At 28.3% G+C, this 18,554-nt stretch carries 18 protein-coding genes; 2 read left to right on the top strand and 16 right to left on the bottom strand.

Annotation, left to right across the window (positions count from 1 at the left end):
* Positions 1 to 73: 73 nt before the first annotated feature.
* A complete protein-coding gene (locus J2Z24_RS02820) occupies positions 74 to 1,051 on the top strand; it encodes a CgeB family protein (RefSeq protein ID WP_035147782.1) in 978 nt (325 codons plus the stop codon).
* Between the two features lie 16 nt (positions 1,052 to 1,067).
* The gene (locus J2Z24_RS02815; RefSeq protein ID WP_035147780.1) at positions 1,068 to 2,060 is read left to right on the top strand and encodes a glycosyltransferase; all 993 of its coding nucleotides are present in this window, start codon (positions 1,068 to 1,070) and stop codon (positions 2,058 to 2,060) included.
* A gap of 111 nt (positions 2,061 to 2,171) precedes the next feature.
* Here the strand turns inward: J2Z24_RS02815 and J2Z24_RS02810 are convergent, their stop codons facing one another.
* From J2Z24_RS02810 to J2Z24_RS02735, 16 genes are all read right to left on the bottom strand, one after another.
* Positions 2,172 to 2,450 (bottom strand): putative Se/S carrier protein, encoded by a 279-nt coding sequence (locus J2Z24_RS02810; RefSeq protein ID WP_035147779.1) that lies wholly within the window; start codon positions 2,448 to 2,450, stop codon positions 2,172 to 2,174.
* 28 nt (positions 2,451 to 2,478) lie between these two features.
* On the bottom strand, positions 2,479 to 3,426 hold the full coding sequence (locus J2Z24_RS02805; protein ID WP_035147776.1) for a hypothetical protein: 948 nt from the start codon (positions 3,424 to 3,426) through the stop codon (positions 2,479 to 2,481).
* An 11-nt stretch (positions 3,427 to 3,437) separates the two neighbouring features.
* Positions 3,438 to 4,577 (bottom strand): aminotransferase class V-fold PLP-dependent enzyme, encoded by a 1,140-nt coding sequence (locus tag J2Z24_RS02800; protein WP_035147775.1) that lies wholly within the window; start codon positions 4,575 to 4,577, stop codon positions 3,438 to 3,440.
* Between the two features lie 83 nt (positions 4,578 to 4,660).
* Positions 4,661 to 5,671, bottom strand: coding sequence for a patatin-like phospholipase family protein (locus tag J2Z24_RS02795; protein WP_051593231.1), 1,011 nt, complete (start codon positions 5,669 to 5,671; stop codon positions 4,661 to 4,663).
* An 83-nt stretch (positions 5,672 to 5,754) separates the two neighbouring features.
* Positions 5,755 to 6,489, bottom strand: coding sequence for a hypothetical protein (locus tag J2Z24_RS02790; protein WP_035147774.1), 735 nt, complete (start codon positions 6,487 to 6,489; stop codon positions 5,755 to 5,757).
* A 152-nt stretch (positions 6,490 to 6,641) separates the two neighbouring features.
* Positions 6,642 to 8,015, bottom strand: coding sequence for a membrane protein (locus J2Z24_RS02785; protein ID WP_035147772.1), 1,374 nt, complete (start codon positions 8,013 to 8,015; stop codon positions 6,642 to 6,644).
* A 17-nt stretch (positions 8,016 to 8,032) separates the two neighbouring features.
* Complete coding sequence (locus J2Z24_RS02780; protein WP_207714642.1) at positions 8,033 to 9,325, bottom strand: acetyl-CoA hydrolase/transferase family protein; 1,293 nt, start codon at positions 9,323 to 9,325, stop codon at positions 8,033 to 8,035.
* A 13-nt stretch (positions 9,326 to 9,338) separates the two neighbouring features.
* Entirely contained in the window at positions 9,339 to 9,605 is a 267-nt protein-coding gene (locus J2Z24_RS02775; protein ID WP_035147769.1) for a hypothetical protein, read from the bottom strand.
* On the bottom strand, positions 9,605 to 9,889 hold the full coding sequence (locus tag J2Z24_RS02770; RefSeq protein WP_035147767.1) for a NifU family protein: 285 nt from the start codon (positions 9,887 to 9,889) through the stop codon (positions 9,605 to 9,607). The genes J2Z24_RS02775 and J2Z24_RS02770 overlap by 1 nt, the downstream gene beginning before the upstream one ends.
* Before the next feature lie 152 nt (positions 9,890 to 10,041).
* Complete coding sequence (locus J2Z24_RS02765) at positions 10,042 to 11,493, bottom strand: 4-hydroxyphenylacetate 3-hydroxylase family protein (protein ID WP_035147765.1); 1,452 nt, start codon at positions 11,491 to 11,493, stop codon at positions 10,042 to 10,044.
* A gap of 300 nt (positions 11,494 to 11,793) precedes the next feature.
* Positions 11,794 to 13,284 carry a sigma-54 interaction domain-containing protein gene (locus tag J2Z24_RS02760; RefSeq protein ID WP_085059046.1) on the bottom strand — a complete coding sequence of 497 codons (1,491 nt, stop codon included), beginning with the start codon at positions 13,282 to 13,284 and terminating at the stop codon, positions 11,794 to 11,796.
* A 192-nt stretch (positions 13,285 to 13,476) separates the two neighbouring features.
* Positions 13,477 to 14,781 carry an acyl-CoA reductase gene (locus J2Z24_RS02755; RefSeq protein WP_035147763.1) on the bottom strand — a complete coding sequence of 435 codons (1,305 nt, stop codon included), beginning with the start codon at positions 14,779 to 14,781 and terminating at the stop codon, positions 13,477 to 13,479.
* Positions 14,774 to 15,889, bottom strand: coding sequence for a LuxE/PaaK family acyltransferase (locus J2Z24_RS02750; protein ID WP_241393009.1), 1,116 nt, complete (start codon positions 15,887 to 15,889; stop codon positions 14,774 to 14,776). The genes J2Z24_RS02755 and J2Z24_RS02750 overlap by 8 nt, the downstream gene beginning before the upstream one ends.
* A gap of 31 nt (positions 15,890 to 15,920) precedes the next feature.
* Complete coding sequence (locus J2Z24_RS02745; RefSeq protein WP_035147758.1) at positions 15,921 to 17,390, bottom strand: AMP-binding protein; 1,470 nt, start codon at positions 17,388 to 17,390, stop codon at positions 15,921 to 15,923.
* The gene (locus J2Z24_RS02740) at positions 17,387 to 17,629 is read right to left on the bottom strand and encodes an acyl carrier protein (RefSeq protein ID WP_035147756.1); all 243 of its coding nucleotides are present in this window, start codon (positions 17,627 to 17,629) and stop codon (positions 17,387 to 17,389) included. Before J2Z24_RS02740 ends, J2Z24_RS02745 begins: the two co-directional genes overlap by 4 nt.
* Positions 17,630 to 17,859: 230 nt before the next feature.
* On the bottom strand, positions 17,860 to 18,528 hold the full coding sequence (locus tag J2Z24_RS02735) for an HD domain-containing protein (protein WP_173680522.1): 669 nt from the start codon (positions 18,526 to 18,528) through the stop codon (positions 17,860 to 17,862).
* Positions 18,529 to 18,554 lie beyond the last annotated feature (26 nt).

Here is an 18,554-nt window from a genome sequence, read left to right as displayed (position 1 = left end):
GGTATCAGATTTTTTTACAGTAACTTAAATTATATAAAAAGAATACTATAAATAATATGGAGGTGTACATCTTATGAAGATACTATTTTTAGAGGATTCTCCCTTGGTTAAATATGGAATAGGCCCTATTATGGAAAAGAAAAATATAGAAGTTAAATATAGTCAATTATATATTGATATATCAAATGGTAATTTCAGCACTTTAGTAAAAGAAATTGAATCATTTAAACCCAATGCGATTTTTAATGCAGGTATGTGTATTATAAATAATATAAATGCTTTTCTATATAAGATAAAAATCAGCAACATAAAATATATCTATTGGGCTATAGAGGATCCTGTAGATTTTAAGTCTGTTTCCTTACCTCATGCATTAAATGCAGACTTAACATTAACTACATCCATAGAATGTATTCCTATTTATAAACGCTATGGGATAAATGCCATGTTTATGATGTTTGGAATCAACGACACTTTTCATAAATCCGGCATATATGATAAAAAATTTGACCATGACATAATATTTATAGGTAACAATTATTCAAGGCATGCAACTAGAATTTATGGAAATAACATAATGTTAAAACCTTTAATTGAAAGAAACTATGATTTAAAAGTATATGGAAATGATTGGTGGTTTGATGATAATCAAAAATTTATATTAGATAAAAAGTTTTATGGTGGATATTGTAATTATGAAGAAATTCCTAATGCATATAGTACTGCAAAAATAATATTGGGACTTCATTCCGTAGGTAATTCTAGTACCATGATGAGTATGAGGACTTTTGAAGTAATGGGTTGTAGTGGATTTTATTTATCTCAATATGTTCCTTCATTAGAAAAATACTTTACAAATAAAAAGCATTTAGTATGGTGTAGAAACTCTAATGACACATTAAAATATATAGAATATTATTTAAAACACAAAAAAGATAGGACTAAAATAGCTAAAAATGGACAGCTTCAATGCTCTCTATATCATAATTACAATAATAAAATAGACTCCCTTATAAAAGAAATGAAACTAAGAAATATATGGGAAAACTAATTATAGGAGGATAAGTATGGTTACCTTTATTCAAATGCCCACGGTTCCTTATAATTGGATGGTTCAGAGACCTCAACAAATAATGAAACAACTAAGCCTAAAAGGACATACTGTTTATTATATAGAGTCAAAACAAGGCAATTATATAAAAAAAGAAAATAATAACTTAAATATAATTGGAGCAAATTATAATATTACTTCTAAATATCTAAACAGACCTATTATTCTTTGGTGTTCTTCTCCTGACCAAGTATCTAATATTGATAAAATACCACATGATTATGTAATATATGATGTAGTAGATGATGCTACTCATGAATTTTCATCTTGGTCTGGACATATAAATTCCATGCTTTCCAGAGCTAATATAGTATTTACATCTTCCAAACAATTATATGATAAATTTAAAGGAATGCATAATAAAGTTTATCTTGTAAATAATGGAGTGGATTTAGATAACTTTTCTAAATCCAAAACTTTCACTCCTCGTGATTTACCAAAAAATAAAAAGATAGTAGGCTATGTGGGAGCAGTTGCCTCTTGGTTAGATTGGAATCTTATAAATCATATAGTTAAAGACTCAAGTCACAATTTTGTCTTTGTAGGTCCTTTGTACAATATAAATAATTTTCCTATACTCCGAAGCAATGTATATTTTTTAGGAGTTAAGAATTACGAATATATTCCTTACTATATAAACAACTTTAATTGTTGCATAATACCATTTCAAATAAATAGCATGACTAATGCGTGTAATCCTATAAAATTATATGAATATATGAGTTCAGGAAAACCTATTGTGAGTACTGCTATGAAAGAAGTAGTTAATTTTTCTAATTTATGTTATATTGCTAATAGTAAAGATAGCTTTAAAAAGCATATCAATTTAGCTATAAATGAAAATGATAAAAATTTAATTAACCTTAGAATAAAAACCGCTGAAAATAATAGCTGGAGTAGCCGTACCAATAAGATATTGGACATATTAAAAAAAGAATTAAAAATATAATAGAGTTTCCTAAATTAAAATGCTCCCCTTGTGATAGACAGTTTAAATAACAAAAACTGTTGCCATAAGGGGAGCATATAAAATTTGAAACTCTATTTTTACACTTGTTTTTTACATAATTTTCACATAATTGAATCTTTTATTACTTTTTACTATTTCATATATTCCTTTTATAGGTATATTGTATAGTTTTAGATTTTTCTGAACTATATCCATGTATTCACATTTAAATTTTATAGATTGGGTACATCCTGCTGATATTCTGCAAGGAGTTGATATAATTTCTGCCTTACATCTCTCTCTTAGTAATTTATTATATAAGTAAATTGCTCCATTGTAGGATTGAAATACAACAATATACTCCTTATTATCATTATTATAGTAAGCCATACCACATTCACTCCCATAACACTTTAGATTAAATACTCTTTCTAATCCAAAGGATATTTCCTGTAATTTCAAAGTCTTTATTTATTAATATTATATGCTTTTTAGGTATTGAGGTGTATATTGTTTTTACTCCCTTATTAAACATGAAACTTCTTATTGTATTATATAGTTCTACTAAATAGTCATTATTTCTACTATCATTATTTATATATATATTAACTAAGCTATTATCCTTTAAAATTTTAAAGGATATATAAAATTCTCCTTTTTTAAAACACAATCTATAACTTTGATTTAATTTTTTTTCTAATCGTAAGGGCATTGTATTAGAAATGCAATAATAATTTTCTGGTATATTATCACACTGCTCATATTTATAATCTATTTCGCTATTATTACTAAATGCATTTAATTTCACAGATACATTATCTGCTAATAAAAAATATCCTGCTTTTTTTATATCTTCTTCGTCTGCATTTATAAGAATCCTATCCATGTACATAATAGATTTACTTTTAATATACTTGATAATTTTTTCTTCTATTAGTTTATAATCTGCCATATTTGCTTTTTCTATAAAATTTATTTTATGCAAAAATGCATATTTACCATAATTATCATCCTCATAACTTATTATACAATAGGCCTTTATTATATCTCCTTTTTTTATCTGTAATAATTCACATTGTCCATTTATTATATTTTCTCTTAAATATTCTTTATACTCATCACAATAATTCACTTTATCATTAAAATTATTTATAACTCTTAAAATCCAGTTATCACTATTTTCATTAAGCAAACTATTTAATTTTTTCACTGCTTGTTTAAAGTTTTTGCTATTTATATAATCTTCCAGCTTCCAATCATTTTCTATATAATTCTTATAATTTTTTAAAGATTTATATAATAAGTCTTTATACTTTATATTATTCTTTATACAATATTCCTTTGCCCACTCCCTTATATCATTCACAAGAAACCTCCCTATTTAGCATTATATATATCTACTATTGCTGTAACTACCTGTTCTATATCATTAAAAGTATTATAATATCCTGGACTAATTCTTACGGTTCCCCATTTATTGCTTTCTATTATTTCATGTATTAATGCAGCACAATGATATCCAGTTCTAACAGCTATATTCTTTTTATTTAGTAAATATCCTACTTGTGAACTGTCTATATTATCTATATTAATAGATACAACACCACATCTATTCTTATAAGAGTCATATCCATATATTTTTATATAAGGCAGTTTTTTTAATTCTTTTAGTAAATATTCTATTAGCTCTTTTTCATGTTTCTCTATATTATCTCTTCCCACTTTTTTTATAAATTTAATTCCTTCACACAATCCTGCAATGCCTGGGACATTCAATGTTCCACTTTCAAATTTGTCTGGAGCAAATTCTGGCTGAGTTATTAAATTAGAATTACTTCCAGTTCCTCCATATTTTAATGGTTCTGCCAAAGCTGCCTCTCTTATAAACAATCCCCCTGTCCCTTGAGGTCCCAGAAGTCCTTTATGACCTGGAAAAGCTAATAAATCAATATTGTCCCTATTTACATCTATGTCTAAAATTCCTGCACTTTGTGATGCATCTACCATAAATAATATTTCTTTTTCTCTAGCTATATTCCCTATTAAATTTATGTTTTGTACAGTTCCTAAAACATTAGAAGCATGATTTATTACTATAAGTTTTGTGTTATTTTTTATTTGTTTTTTTAAATTTTCTATATTTAAGTTTCCATACTTATCCACATCAACTAATGTAACTTCAACACCTTTTTCTTTTGCATTAGTCAAGGGTCTTAATACAGAATTATGTTCTATAACTGTACTTATTACATGATCACCAGATTTTAGTACTCCATTAATTCCTATATTCAACCCTTCTGTGGCATTAGATGTAAATACTATATTTAAAGGATTATCTATATTAAAAAAATCTGCTATAGCTTCTCTTGTTTCCCACACTTTTCGTTGAGACTTTATTGCCATATCATGTGAACTTCTCCCTGGATTTGCAGCATATTTTTCCATGCACTCTAAGACTTCTTTATATACTTCCTTAGGCTTTGGATAAGTTGTTGCTGCATTATCTACATATATCATAATGTTCCCCCTAAATTAAAGATTATCTCTTTCATATTAATATATTATTTATTATCAATGGTTATGTGTAACAGTTATTTAGTCTATATGCTTTTAGAGTAAGCTTTTCTTAAATTTAAATATACACTATAATTTTCTTCCCAATCATTTAAAAATTTTTCAGCACAATTTTCCCCGGATACGTATAGTTCCATCATTTTTTCTTTAGACATTTTAAAATCAGTTGTTTTTACACCTAGAGTATCAATTTCAATTGTTCTTAAATTATTCATTTGTATAACATTCATATCAATTTCACTTTTTAACATAGTTTCTATAAGTGCTTTTGAAAAACCTACTATAGTATTCATTTTGTTTTTTTTGCATTTCTCTTCTGTATCTGTTAATTTAAATCCTATAGTAGGCCATTGTGGTTCTCCATTTACATCAAAAATCCATACAGGATAATTACTTAAAATCCCCCCATCTACTATAAAATACTTTTCCCCATCCAAAATATTTTTTATTACTACTGGTTTAAAATATATAGGAATGCTTATACTCATCCTTACTGCTAAACTAACATCTAACTCATCTGGATTCATACCATAATATCTTATATCCTCAGGAAGTATCAGCATCCTTTCTCTTGTGACATCTACTGCAATTATATGAAGCTTATACTTTCTTTTGTATTTAGAATTATTAATCAATATATCATTTTCCCCTGGAATAATGAGATCTTTAAACTTTACTTTTCTTTTTTCTTTTAATTTATTTTTCATTTTTTCGTATAATAGTTTGTCTATAAATTCTTCTATATAATCTGATTTATTTATTCCCTTATTTACTATTAAATTAATTGCTGGGGTAATTACCGGTACTGTAATTCCTCTCTTTTTTACTACATCATTATAATCTATATTTTGAATAAGACTTTGAATTTCTTTTGCAGTATATCCTACAGAAACAAGAGAAGCTATTATAGCTCCTGCGGAAGTTCCTGCTAGATTTCTCCATGTAAATCCTCTATCTTCCATAATCTTTAGTGCTCCTGCAAAAGCTACTGCTTTTATCCCTCCTCCTTCAAAAACTGCATCTGCCATCTTTTTCATAAAGCTCCCTCCCATAATTAATATATGGGAAAATAAAAATCATGCCATCTTTTAATTTTCAGATGACATGATTTTTTTATAAATTAATATCCTTCTATTATTTCTTCTTCTTTACAAATATTCATAGTAAACATAAGTAAATAAAATTTCACACTTGTTCTTATAAAAGCTATTGCTACATAACCTATAATGCTAGCATTTGGACCTACATCTATAAACCTATTAAGTACCCCCATTATAATACTTAATAATAATATTTTCCAAAAATACTTCTTTCCTAAAGCCATTCCTTTACTTAAAGCTTCTTCTGGTGTTGTATCATAATATATTAAATAAGCACTACATGGAGTTACTGCTATAGCAAGATATATTACTAAAATAATTATTAAAAAAAATACAAATATAACCACCATAGCAAAAAGACTTAAAAGCATCGTTCCTAATAAAATAGCACCAATAATTATAGTTAATCCTAAATACCTTAAATAAAAACTTAAACTTACTTTAAAATCTTCTGTGTAATTAACGTCTTTATCAGTTATTAATTTTTTCATAATTATCATCACAAATGAATAAAACAATGGTTCAACAAGCAAAGAAAATATAATTAATGCTAAGTTTCCGGTTATCAGTTCTTTAATATTTCTTCCTATGGAGTTTCTTATTAAATTTTCCCCTTCTGTGATAAAATTATATTTATCAACTCCTATATTATTAAAAATTTTAAAACTAATAATTTCAAACAACACCTGTACCAAAATGAATGGTAATAAAAATTTCAATCCTTTCACATACTTATTCCAAGTCTCTTCATACATAGAACTATCCCCCAAAATATATTTTTATATCATAATTTTAACATATAATATATACTTTTACTAATTATCAAAAGTATATAATTGTAAATTTAGCTTTTTAAGATAAAAAAGCTATCTTCCGTGCATTACACGAAAAATAGCTTTTTCTATAATTATTTTACTTCAGTAGAAGCCTGAGAATTTGTTACTACATTTTTATTTTTCTTTAAATCGCTTAATGTAATATGAAGGATAATTCCTACTATTAATCCCCAAGCTGCTCCTCTAGTAGCTAAAACTGCTCCCATAACTCCTGCAATACCTTTTTCTAAATCTGTAGAACATATATCCATTGCAAGCCTAGTACACACATACCCTTGAACTAGTAAAGTTAATGATAATGCTACAGGTAATACCGGCTGTACAAGTGATACTATAGGAACCAAAGATACACATATAAAAGTTACCCATCTAAAAGTTCCTACCCCACCAAATATAGAATCCATTGCTTCACGTCCCTCTTTATATCTTTGGGAAACTGCTGCTGTTACAGCTGCCCAAAGCGGACCACATAAAGGAACATAAGGTGTTATAAATGCCATTACTACATTTCTAAAACCGCTGATTAAATTTGATCTATTTGAATTGAAATCAATTTTTTCATCTTTTCTTATTTCATCAGCTTCTTTTATTAAAGCTTCTCCTGTAACAAAATCTCCAAAGGCTATTATATATACCATAATTGCCATTGGTATAGCTGATATAAATAATTGAGCTTTTGGGAACCCTATTCCAAATGGACTTATAGTTTTTATCATCTCTGAAATATTAGGCAAATGAATAACTGAACCTATTTCTATTTTAGGTACTGGTAATTCCTTTGCAATAGGTCCCACTATTATACTTACAATAATAGCAGGTAACATACCATATTTACCTACTATATTTAGGAATTTGCTTTTCTTCCTCAAAGCTCTGAAGCCCTCTGAAAATAAAACATAATATGCAAATATAACTCCTATTGTGATAGCTATTGGATATTTACCATATCTTCCGCTAACTTTAAATTCACCCATTATAGCCGCAAAACCTGCTCCAAGTAAAATACCAGCTTTTATTGAATTAGGAACTATATTTATTAGCTTACTAGCCATTCCTGTTATACCCATAATAATAAATATTATACCTACTAAAAGTTGTAAAGCTATTAATGCGTGTATTCTGTCAACTCCTATAGCAAAGCTACTTAAATATGCAGTAGTAAGCGGAATAGATGGAGTTATCCAACCTGGTACCACAGGGTCTCCTAATAGTGCATGCATACAATATAACAATCCATTTATTATAACCATTCCCCAGGCTAATTCAAAGGATATACCTAAAACTTCAGTTAAAATTGGAATAGCTCCAAGGCAAGTAGCACACATTAATATAGCTTGTAATGCTTCAGACCATTCCCACTTATAATGAACAAAGGGAAGCCTAATTTTAAATAAGCCAGCGGATAAGTAAGGGTGCTCTTTTCCATGTTCTCTTTGCATGGCCATATAATTTCCTCCTCTTATTAAAATTTACTATGAAATCTTTTTTCAAACTCTTGTATTAATTCTTCCCTAAAACTTGGATGTGCTATATTTATTAATGCTCTAGCTCTTTGTTTTAATGTTTTTCCTTTAAGATGAGCAACACCATATTCTGTAACAATGTAGTCCACATCATTTCTTGATGTAGTTACTGTAGCGCCTTCATCTAAAATTGGAACTATTTTTGATACTGTTCCTTTTGATGCAGTTGCTGGCATAGCCATAATAGACTTCCCATCCTTACACATGTTAGCCCCTCTTACAAAATCTACCTGTCCTCCAACTCCACTTATTTGCTTTAATCCTACGCTCTCTGAAGCAACTTGTCCCATCAAATCCACCTGAACACATGAATTTATTGAAACCATTTTATTATTTTTCATTATTATTGTTGGGTCATTTACATAATCTACTGGATACATTTCTAACATTGGATTATTATTGGCAAAATCGTATAATTTCTTTGTTCCCATCAAAAATGTTACAACAATCTTACCTGGATGTAATGTTTTTGCTTTATTAGTTATAACTCCAGCTTCCACAAGTTCCACTACTCCATCTGATATCATTTCTGAATGAATTCCTAAATCCTTCTTATCCTTTAAGAATAATAATACTGCATCAGGAATTGCCCCTATTCCTAACTGAAGTGTAGCTCCATCCTCTATTAATGATGCACAATTTTCTCCAATAGCTTTCTCTACATCACCTATTTTAGCTGGTTTAAGTTCAATAACTGGATGTGACCTTTCAACTATATAATCTATATCCGAAATGTGTATAAAACAATCTCCCATGGTTCTTGGCATTTGATTATTGACTTCTGCTATTACAGTTTTTGCACATTCTGCCGCCGGTTTAGTATAGTCATCTGAAACACCAAAACTACAATATCCATGTTCATCTGGTGGTGTAACTTGAATTAAAGCTACATCTACTGGCAAGCTTTCTTTAAATAATTTCGGTACTTCATAAAAAAAACATGGGGTAAAATCTCCTCTACCTGAACTTACAGCCTCTCTTGTGGTGCTACCTACAAATATTGAATTATGTCTAAAATATTTCTCCATACCTGACTGAGCATACTCAGCCTTTCCCATAGCTACCATATGAACAATTTCTACATTGCTATATCTTTCTTTATTTTTTATCATTTCATCTATAACAGCTACTGGTTCTCCAACAGCATGTCCTAATACAACTCTATCCCCTGATTTTATCTTTTTAGCCGCTTCTTCTGCAGAAACTATTTTACTTTTATATATATTCTCCAAAATAACTCCCCTCCTATTTATCTATTCCATCAAGAAATTTAGAAATCTTATAGTAATCATTTTCACTACTTACAAAAATTTTTCCGTACTTACTTTTTAAATTTTCATCTTTAGCACAACAACTAGTGCATCCACATAAAACTATAATAAAATCATAAATTTCATCCTCTTTAGCTAAATTTATTATTAAATTGTCATACTGCTTTGTTAATTTAGTAACAATATTTGTTCTATCATATTTGGGATTACATCCACCGCAATATTTTATACCTACTTTCATTAGACCACCTTGTTGACATTTAATATTTTTCTTGCCATATCCAATAAATCTTCACTAACTTCATTTATAAGAACTACTTTTTTTACTTCTGCAAATCTTTCCTTTAATTTAGTTTCAATTACATCTTCCACTGTATATTTAGCTGATGGACAGCCACTACATTGTCCTATTAATTTAATTTGAACAATACCATTTTTAATATCTAATAACTGTATATCACCATAATGTTCTCTAAGATAGGGTCTTATTTCTCTATCTATTGTTTTTTCTACTTCTGAAATCATAGGCCACAACTCCATTTCTCTATAAAAATTGATATTCAACTTTTACAAATATTAGAGAATAGATTATAGAGACCATCTACTGATATGTTGAATTCATTTAATATACTCTATATTCTATTCTCTAAAAGTCACTATCTTTTCCTTAGCTAATCCTACTTAATATTGGCAATAGCCTTTGCTAATGATTTCTTATGAGCTAAATTCCCCTGTCTTGCAATCATAATTCTTTGTGCCTGTGGTGAACCAGCACCATGCATTGACTCTGTTCTATATCCTACTGCAGCTGTTCCTAAAGTTAGATTTTCAATAAGCCTTAATATCCTCAAACGATTTTCTGTTGGAATAGAAGCTACACCCTTTAGATATTTTTCAACATAAGGTCCTATTTTTTCATGCCTTAAATCTTTTTCAGATGGAGCAGTAACCATTAATCCACCTGCTATGTCTTCAGCAAGTCTAGCTATTTCATATGGATATCTTGTAACATTTTGCTTACAGACATTAGCAAGCAATAAATCTATTATATAGTTACCTGACTCAGTCTTATATCCTTCTGCAGAACAAGCAATTCCACAAGCATAAAGTGTTTCATTTAAATGAGTCATTTCAATTAGTTTATCCTTAATATGTGAAGCTTTAGCTGCTCCGTTATAATCGGCTGCCAGTGCTGCTGCTCCTATAAGAACATCACCAACTCCAACTTTACATCCACCATAGCTTTGTCTGTGATATCCTGCAAATCTTTCAACAAGCATTCCAGCAAATTCAGTTTCTCCATTTAAGAATATTCTTTCATTTGGTACAAATACGTTATCAAATATAGTTAAAGCTTCTACTCCTCCAAAATTTTTATTTCCCACATCAATATCTGCAGACTTCTCTAGTTTTCTAGTATCACAGGATTGACGTCCTATTATCATAAATACGCCCTCAGTATCTGTTGGAATAGAAAATGAAATTGCATAATCCTTATCTTCTGGTCTCATAGCTATAGTTGGCATAACTAAAACTTCATGAGAATTACAAATACCAGTTTGATGTGCTTTTGCTCCTCTTACCACAACGCCATCTGGTCTTCTTTCTACAACTCTTAAATAAAGATCTGGATCTTCTTGTTTACTTGGTGATAATCCTCTATCTCCTTTTGGATCTGTCATAGCCCCATCAACAGTTAAATCATTTTTTTGTACATATTCTAAAAATTTATTAAATCTTTCATGATAGTTTGTTCCATGTGCTTTATCTATCTCGTATGTAGTACTATACTCAGCATTGAAAGCATCCATACCAACACATCTTTGAAAACAAGCTGCTGTTTTCTGCCCACATAATCTTTGCATTTTTACCTTTTTAATAAGGTCTTCAGCACTATTATGAATATGGCAGAAACGATTTATTTTCTCTCCAGTTAATGTAGAAGTAGTAGTCATTAAATCTTCATATTCTGGCATCTGAGCCAAATCATAAGTCATTTTAACTGAATTCATTGATGGACGAAGCACTGGATTGTCCACTGGATTTTCTATTTTTTCTCCAAACATATAAATCTTTAAATTAAGTTTTCTAAGACTTTCCACATATTTTTCCCCTGTCATTAAAGCCACTTAAAACCATCCCTTTCCTATTTCAATCTTTTTTTATTTTCTTTACACTTATATATTTAGCAAGTACTGTGCCAAAAATATTTTTTTAAAATAACTTTTTAGAAAATTTTTAAAACATCGAATTTGTAACGTTTTCAGTGATTTTAATATTATAAACTTTATTTGTATTGACAAAAAAATATCAAAGTTTGTTGCATAAAAGCAACAAACTTTGATATGTAAAATTTATACAAGTTTATAAACCTTATGATTATAGATAAATGTGTTAAAATTAATTTCTTTGCATAAATGCAACAAATTTCACTTTTGCAACATATATTTATCTGTATACTTCTTTCTCTTTCTTACAAAAGTTGAAGGATCCATTCCTAAATATTTTGCTGCATCTCTTACATTCTTATAATTTTCAAAAGCTTTATTTATAAATTTTAATTCAAATCTTTCTACTATTTCCTTTAGATTTACTTCTTCATCAATACTTCCTATTTCTTCTTCAAGCAAATTAAATGTATTATTTATTGGCAAATCACTTTTAAGTATTACGTCATTGCTACTCATAATAACCACTCTTTCCACTATATTTTTAAGCTCTCTTACATTTCCCGGCCAATTATATTGTAAAAGGCTTTGCATAGCTACTGAGGTAAATCTTTTACTCAAATTATATTTCTTGTTTAATTCACTTAAAAAATGTTCCACCAAAGGTACTATATCTTTTTTCCTCTCTCTTAGTGGTGGTATTTCAATGGGAACAACATTTAATCGATAATATAAATCTTCTCTAAATAATTTTTTTGAAACCATTTCTTCTAAATTCCTATTTGTAGCTGCAAGTATTCTTACATCTATTTTTATAGGCTTTACCCCTCCTACTCTTTCAATTTCCTTCTCCTGTAGAACTCTTAAGAGTTTAACCTGCATATCCAAAGGGAGTTCTCCTACTTCATCTAAAAAAATAGTTCCTTCATCTGCTACCTCAAATAACCCAATTTTTCCCTCTTTATTTGCTCCTGTAAAGGCTCCTTTCTCATATCCAAATAATTCACTTTCAATTAAATTTTCTGGTATAGCTCCACAATTTACTTTTATAAAATGCTTATTACATCTTTTGCTGTTCTTATGTATATATTTTGCAACCTCTTCTTTTCCCACTCCAGTTTCTCCTAACAAAAGTACAGTAGTATCAACATTGGCAACTTTTTTGCCTATTCTTAAAGTGTCTAGCATATTCTTGTCTTGAGCTATTATATCAGAAGAATTTAAAAGTTGATTTCTCATGGCCTCTATCTCTGAATAATATTTTTTTGTTAATTCTTCATTTTTAGCTAGTTGCTCCTTAAGTTCATATAGTTGAGTAACATCCCTAACATTGGTGACTACCATCCTTATGTTTCCATTCTCATGAAATATGGGACTACTAGATACCAAAACTTTTTTACCAGTTTTAAAGGTTTGTTCTATAGTGGTAGGTTTTTTACTTTTTATTACTAATAATGTACCTGACTGAGATATGACTCCTTCTTTAACTAAATCCTTCATATTCTTACCAATCATATACTCTCTTGTAAGTCCTGTAATTTTTTCATAAGACTTATTTATCTTTAAAGTATTGGCTTGTCCATCTGTAATATATATACCGTCATAAGAGCACTCTATTACAGCGTCTAATTCACTACATAGTGATTTGGTTTTTTCTAGCTCATTAATTATTTTGTCTAAGTTATTATTAGGACTCCTTTCATTGTTATTTTCTAATGCTTTAGCTCCTATAAATGTGTGTTTTTTATTCATTAATAATATCACCTCAAATTCAGTAATATTCTTTAATTTCCTTAACACAAATCACCCTTTTAAAATATATTATAAGTTTAATTAACAAATTAAACAATTGAATTTTATAAAATTTAAAATATTCAAACTAATTATATTGCTATATGAAATTGTTAGGCTAAAGCTTTTCACATAGCTTTAGCCATCTTTATGTTATATCATTCCACTTACATTAATTGAACACCATCTTACCAATTCACTAATTAAAAAAGTACCATCCCAAGGAGTATCATATAAATTCATATATCCTACTTTTACTATTCTATCTACTCCTAGTGCGGTTAATTCATGGCTAAACTCTACTATTTTCTCTTTATTTTTCATAGCAATACCTATAGTCTGAATTCTAGGAGTAATAAGCTGTTTTATATGAAAAATGTTGCTAACTTCTTTTATAAATATGGTTCTTCCTCCTATAGGTTCTTCTAACTTAAGATCATTATTTAGTAAAATAGTGTAATCAAATCCCTTACTGCAATGAATCATCTTATCTAAACTTAAAAAATATTCTCCTCTTTTATTTATTATTGAAGCTGCAGTAAATTCATCCATATGCTTGACTGGATATCTTTTATTCACTTTATTAAAAACTTTTATAAGTCTATGACTAACTTCCTCTATAGATATAGAACTTTTCTCTAAAAATAATACTTGAGGTGATGAACAAGCCTTTTGATTGAAATTTATTATATCTATAACTAAATTTTCTAAATATTTTTCTAACTCTATACTTTCTATAGCTTCTTTATCAAACACTGCAAAAGAATATTTAGGACCAAATATTATATCTTTACAGGTAGTTTTTTGAGGTAGTTTTTTTATAGAATTTAAAGCTTCTTCTCCACCCCAAAATATTCTACAATCTGCATTCTGTGACATTTCCCTGTTAATCTGTAAGTTAGAACTGGGAAAATTAACAATACAAATATTGGTTAGGATGTCTTCTCCAAAGTATTCCTTTCCATTAAAATTCACCTGTATTTTTTTCAATGGCTTTAAAAGTTTTGTTATTAATTGCATACTTTCTAGGGGAATTTTTACTAAATTATAATTTTTACAAATAAGAGATTGAAATATAGAATATATTCCCAATGTGGCGACATTTGCTGAAATCCAATGACATGCTAAACCTCTTCTTTGGGCTTTAATAAATCTTCCTTCTTCTATTTCTATAAACTTATCTAAAAAATCCTTATTTTTTAGATTTAAATTTATTACTTTTTCAAGATTATTCTTTTTTAAATAAAAGCATAAAAAAGGTATTCCTTCCTGTTTCAACAATTCCTTGTTTTTAGATATTATTTTACTGTATTCATTTATTATTTGTATCATTGCTTCTAAAGGAAATTCTTTAATATTTTCTCCATTTTTTCTTAATGATTCACAAATTTCTTTAAAGTCAGTAAAGGATTTTCCATTATCATAAAATTCTCCATTTAATGTGTAGCATTTAATCATCTCTTTTCTCCCTTTCTGCAAAAGTATCCCCACATCCTCTTATTTCTGCCTTTTCAACTCTAGATATGAATTTAAAGTACTTTCCTTTTCGTCCACATTTACAATCATCTATTCCAACTAATTCTCCTATATCTTCTGTTAAAATGGCTTGAGCAGGATAACTTGAAGCTAAAGTACTCATCACTTGTATTAATCCTTTTCCTCCTATTTCTACTTCCTCCAAATTGTTTATGTTTCTAATTATTACTTCAGCAAAGTCTGGTACATGCTTATATCCACATTCACAGTCAATAAATACAACTCCCAGTTGTTCAACCATTCCATAAAAATCTATAATACTATTGGAATCTATATGAAATAATTCTCCTAGTTCTCTATTAAACTCTTCCTTAGTAACTTTTTCAGATATAAGCTTCTTCCATCCTCCACTGTGTAATATTTTCCCTTTATTAAAGTGTAACTTTTTCCCCATTTCTTTAAGTTGATTTAAAAATTTTGACCATATTATATATGTGAATCCATATACCAATATGTCTTCATTTCCATATTCTTGTTGAAACTTTGAAATTCTATCAAAATTAATTTTTAATTCTTCTCCTTCATTATCCATGGCATATACTATTTTATTGGCAAAATTACTTATTCCTCTAATTGCTGCGCCCCTAGCAGTCAAATTAGAGGAATTGCTATTTGAGCTTTCACTATCTATAACTAATAGTGGTCTCCTCTTATCTCCTAAAAAGTGCGTTAAAGTAGTTATAAGAGCTTGAGATTGCCTTATGCTTGTCTTTTTATCAATATATATTTTACTTGGTACCCCTTTAGTAGTCCCACTAGAATTTAATACTCTAACTACTTCTTCTTTTTCACAAGTATATAAATCAAACTGTTTAAACATACTTACTGGTATATATGGAATATCATCTAATGTATTTAAATATTTAATATCAAATCCCAATTTATTGTACATACTTTCTATATTTTTATTTTTTTTATTTCTTTCTAGCTGTTGTTTAAAAATTTCAATTAAAGCCTTTTCCTTTTCATGTTGTGTTATTTGAAAAAGTTTATTAAACATAAGCTGTTGTACTTTATTATAATTATTCAATAGATTCACCTACTTTGCTATACATTTATTGCTAATCCATTCCTTTCAGAGCATTTATAATTACTTTCCCAGAGGAATTTTTAGGAAGTTCATCTAATATTGTAACAACCTTAGGTACTTTATAACTAGGCAAGTTATTTTTACAATAATTTATAATATACTTATCATTTAATAATTTATCCTTTAATACCACAAATGCTTTTACTGCTTCTCCTAAAACATCATCTTCAATACCTATAACAGCACATTCTATAACTTCATTTATTCGTAAAATTACATCTTCAATTTCCTTTGGGCTTATTCTATTGCCTGCACTTTTTATAATATTTTTTCCCCTACCCACAATATATATATATCCATCTTTATCTACAGTTCCTAAGTCCCCAGTATATAAATATCTATTTTTCAATACTCGTTTAGTTTCCTCTTCATCATTAAAGTATCCTTTCATTATGTTCTTTCCCTTGGCTACAATTTCTCCAACTTCTCCTACATTTACTTCTTTTCCGTCCTTGTCTATAACTTTTAATTCTGTTCCTGGAATCCCTTTGCCTATAGACTCCATTTTGCTTTCTAACATTTTAGGTGGAAGATAGGATAATCTAGCGGTGGCTTCTGTTTGTCCATACATTATATAAATATCTACATGGGGCAAAATATTCATTAATTCCTTTATAAATATTTTAGCCATTCTCCCTCCTGCTTGGGTTATATATCGTAAAGAAGGCATGCTTCTATTTTTTATATTACTCATTTTTAAAAGTATTTGAAAAGTACTTGGTACTCCAGCAAAGCCTGTACATTGATACTTATCTATATCATCTAATACGGTTTCTGGAAACATAAATCTATTATTTATGACTAAACTTCCCCCTACTCTAATATGAGTATGAAGGAGAGATGTTCCATAGCAATAATAAAATGGTAACACTACTTCTATTCTATCTACTTTACTTAATTGTAAATATTCTATAATAGAATTTGTATTACTTATTAGATTTTCATGTGTAAGCATTACTCCTTTAGGCCTAGCTGTAGAACCTGATGTAAATAATATAACTGCTACATCATCAGATTTATTACTTTCAATCTCTGTATTTAAAAAAATGTCTCCTAGTTTTTTTAAATCTTCTTCTGTATATATTTCTATATCTTCATTTAATAAATTCTCTATGTTTTTCATTAATTTCTTTTCAATAAATATATGTCTTATTTTCAATGAATTTAATATATATTTTATATGTTCTTGTCCTAGACTAGGATTTATAGGAACACATATAGCTCCACTTTTTATAATGCCAAAATAGCTTTCTATAAAAAATATAGAATTTTCTGATATAAGTAAAACTGAATCTTTCCTAGTCAATCCCTTGTTATTTAATGTATTAGCCACATTTTCTACTTTAGAATATATATATTTATAACAATATTCTTCTTTATCTATAACAGCACTCTTATTATAATGTGATGAAAACTGAAAAATATAATCTGAAAAATTCATATTGAAACCCCATACTTTTTAAGTATATTTTTTATATCCCCAATGGTATACATCCTAGATATATCTATAACATCCAAAGAAATTTCAAACTGTTCTTCCAAATTAGTAACTAAATCAACGTGTGCTAATGAATCCCATCCTTCTATTTCATCTGGTCCTAATTCATCTTTTGTATAACAATCATCCTTAATATTAAAAACATCACGTAATATTTTGTTAAGTTTATCTATGTTATTCATAATAATCCTCCCATTTTCTATTATTTATAATTATAATAGAGCAATAACCATACCAGTGCTTAAACATTAATAAATCTAAAGCTTTAATTGCAGATTTGCAACAAATATATATAAATTTATAAATATATAAGCTAGTAATATTCCTTTATAAAGCTTATATATTTATAAATTATAAAAGTGTTGCTAAAATGCAACAAATTGCATTTTAGCAACACTTTTACAAAGCTAAATTATTTATTTCCCTTTATCTCTTCTTTAATTGTATTAAAAAACATTTCTATAAATTTTAATCGTTCTTCCCCTATCTCTTTAGCTCTTTTAGTATGTAGTCTTTCTGGTACTTTTTTCATCTTTAACTCATATTCCATATTAACAGAATGCTTACTAAAATCTTTTATCCTTCCATTTTCCAATATATTTTCCTTAATGTATTCTTCTGGCGATATATCTAAGTATACACTTTGTCCAAATTCTCCTCCTAACATAAAAGCTCGTGCTAATCCCACAGCACCTATGGCATCTAACTTGTCCGCATCAAATAAAATCTTTGCTTCTATGCTTTCAGGTTTATTACCGCTTCTGAATCTGTGACATAATATACAATGTTTTATCTTTTTAATTTTATCTATTGAATATCCTTTATCTTTTAATATTTTTTCAGCCATTTCACTTCCTAAAACTTCATGTTTGATTTTTCTATCTGGGTCTAAATCCTCTTTTACTCTTGCAATATCATGAAGTAAAGCTGACAATGTCAATACTTCCTCATCTACATTATCTTCATACTTTGATAAATATAAACATATATTATGAACTCTTAATATATGCTGAATATTATGAGCAGAACAAGATAACTCCTTTTCTACTATATTTAATATTTCTTCATATTTTTTGTCCATTTTATTACTCCTTTATATAATAAAAA

The organism is Clostridium tetanomorphum (assembly GCF_017873215.1).
Lineage (GTDB): Bacteria > Bacillota > Clostridia > Clostridiales > Clostridiaceae > Clostridium_AO > Clostridium_AO tetanomorphum.
The sequence above is the reverse complement of the archived record's forward strand: the minus strand, read 5'-3'. Positions and strand labels throughout refer to the sequence as shown.

What these genes read in the sequence shown, in the direction of transcription:
- J2Z24_RS02820 (WP_035147782.1), top strand. Translation starts at nt 74, where the DNA reads ATGAAGATACTATTTTTAGAGGATTCTCCCTTGGTTAAATATGGAATA.
- J2Z24_RS02790 (WP_035147774.1), bottom strand. Translation starts at nt 6,489, where the DNA reads ATGTATGAAGAGACTTGGAATAAGTATGTGAAAGGATTGAAATTTTTA.
- J2Z24_RS02775 (WP_035147769.1), bottom strand. Translation starts at nt 9,605, where the DNA reads ATGAAAGTAGGTATAAAATATTGCGGTGGATGTAATCCCAAATATGAT.
- J2Z24_RS02735 (WP_173680522.1), bottom strand. Translation starts at nt 18,528, where the DNA reads ATGGACAAAAAATATGAAGAAATATTAAATATAGTAGAAAAGGAGTTA.
- J2Z24_RS02815 (WP_035147780.1), top strand. Translation starts at nt 1,068, where the DNA reads ATGGTTACCTTTATTCAAATGCCCACGGTTCCTTATAATTGGATGGTT.
- J2Z24_RS02795 (WP_051593231.1), bottom strand. Translation starts at nt 5,671, where the DNA reads ATGAAAAAGATGGCAGATGCAGTTTTTGAAGGAGGAGGGATAAAAGCA.
- J2Z24_RS02755 (WP_035147763.1), bottom strand. Translation starts at nt 14,781, where the DNA reads ATGATTAAATGCTACACATTAAATGGAGAATTTTATGATAATGGAAAA.
- J2Z24_RS02745 (WP_035147758.1), bottom strand. Translation starts at nt 17,390, where the DNA reads ATGAATTTTTCAGATTATATTTTTCAGTTTTCATCACATTATAATAAG.
- J2Z24_RS02740 (WP_035147756.1), bottom strand. Translation starts at nt 17,629, where the DNA reads ATGAATAACATAGATAAACTTAACAAAATATTACGTGATGTTTTTAAT.
- J2Z24_RS02800 (WP_035147775.1), bottom strand. Translation starts at nt 4,577, where the DNA reads ATGATATATGTAGATAATGCAGCAACAACTTATCCAAAGCCTAAGGAA.
- J2Z24_RS02810 (WP_035147779.1), bottom strand. Translation starts at nt 2,450, where the DNA reads ATGGCTTACTATAATAATGATAATAAGGAGTATATTGTTGTATTTCAA.
- J2Z24_RS02770 (WP_035147767.1), bottom strand. Translation starts at nt 9,889, where the DNA reads ATGATTTCAGAAGTAGAAAAAACAATAGATAGAGAAATAAGACCCTAT.
- J2Z24_RS02785 (WP_035147772.1), bottom strand. Translation starts at nt 8,015, where the DNA reads ATGGCCATGCAAAGAGAACATGGAAAAGAGCACCCTTACTTATCCGCT.
- J2Z24_RS02760 (WP_085059046.1), bottom strand. Translation starts at nt 13,284, where the DNA reads ATGAATAAAAAACACACATTTATAGGAGCTAAAGCATTAGAAAATAAC.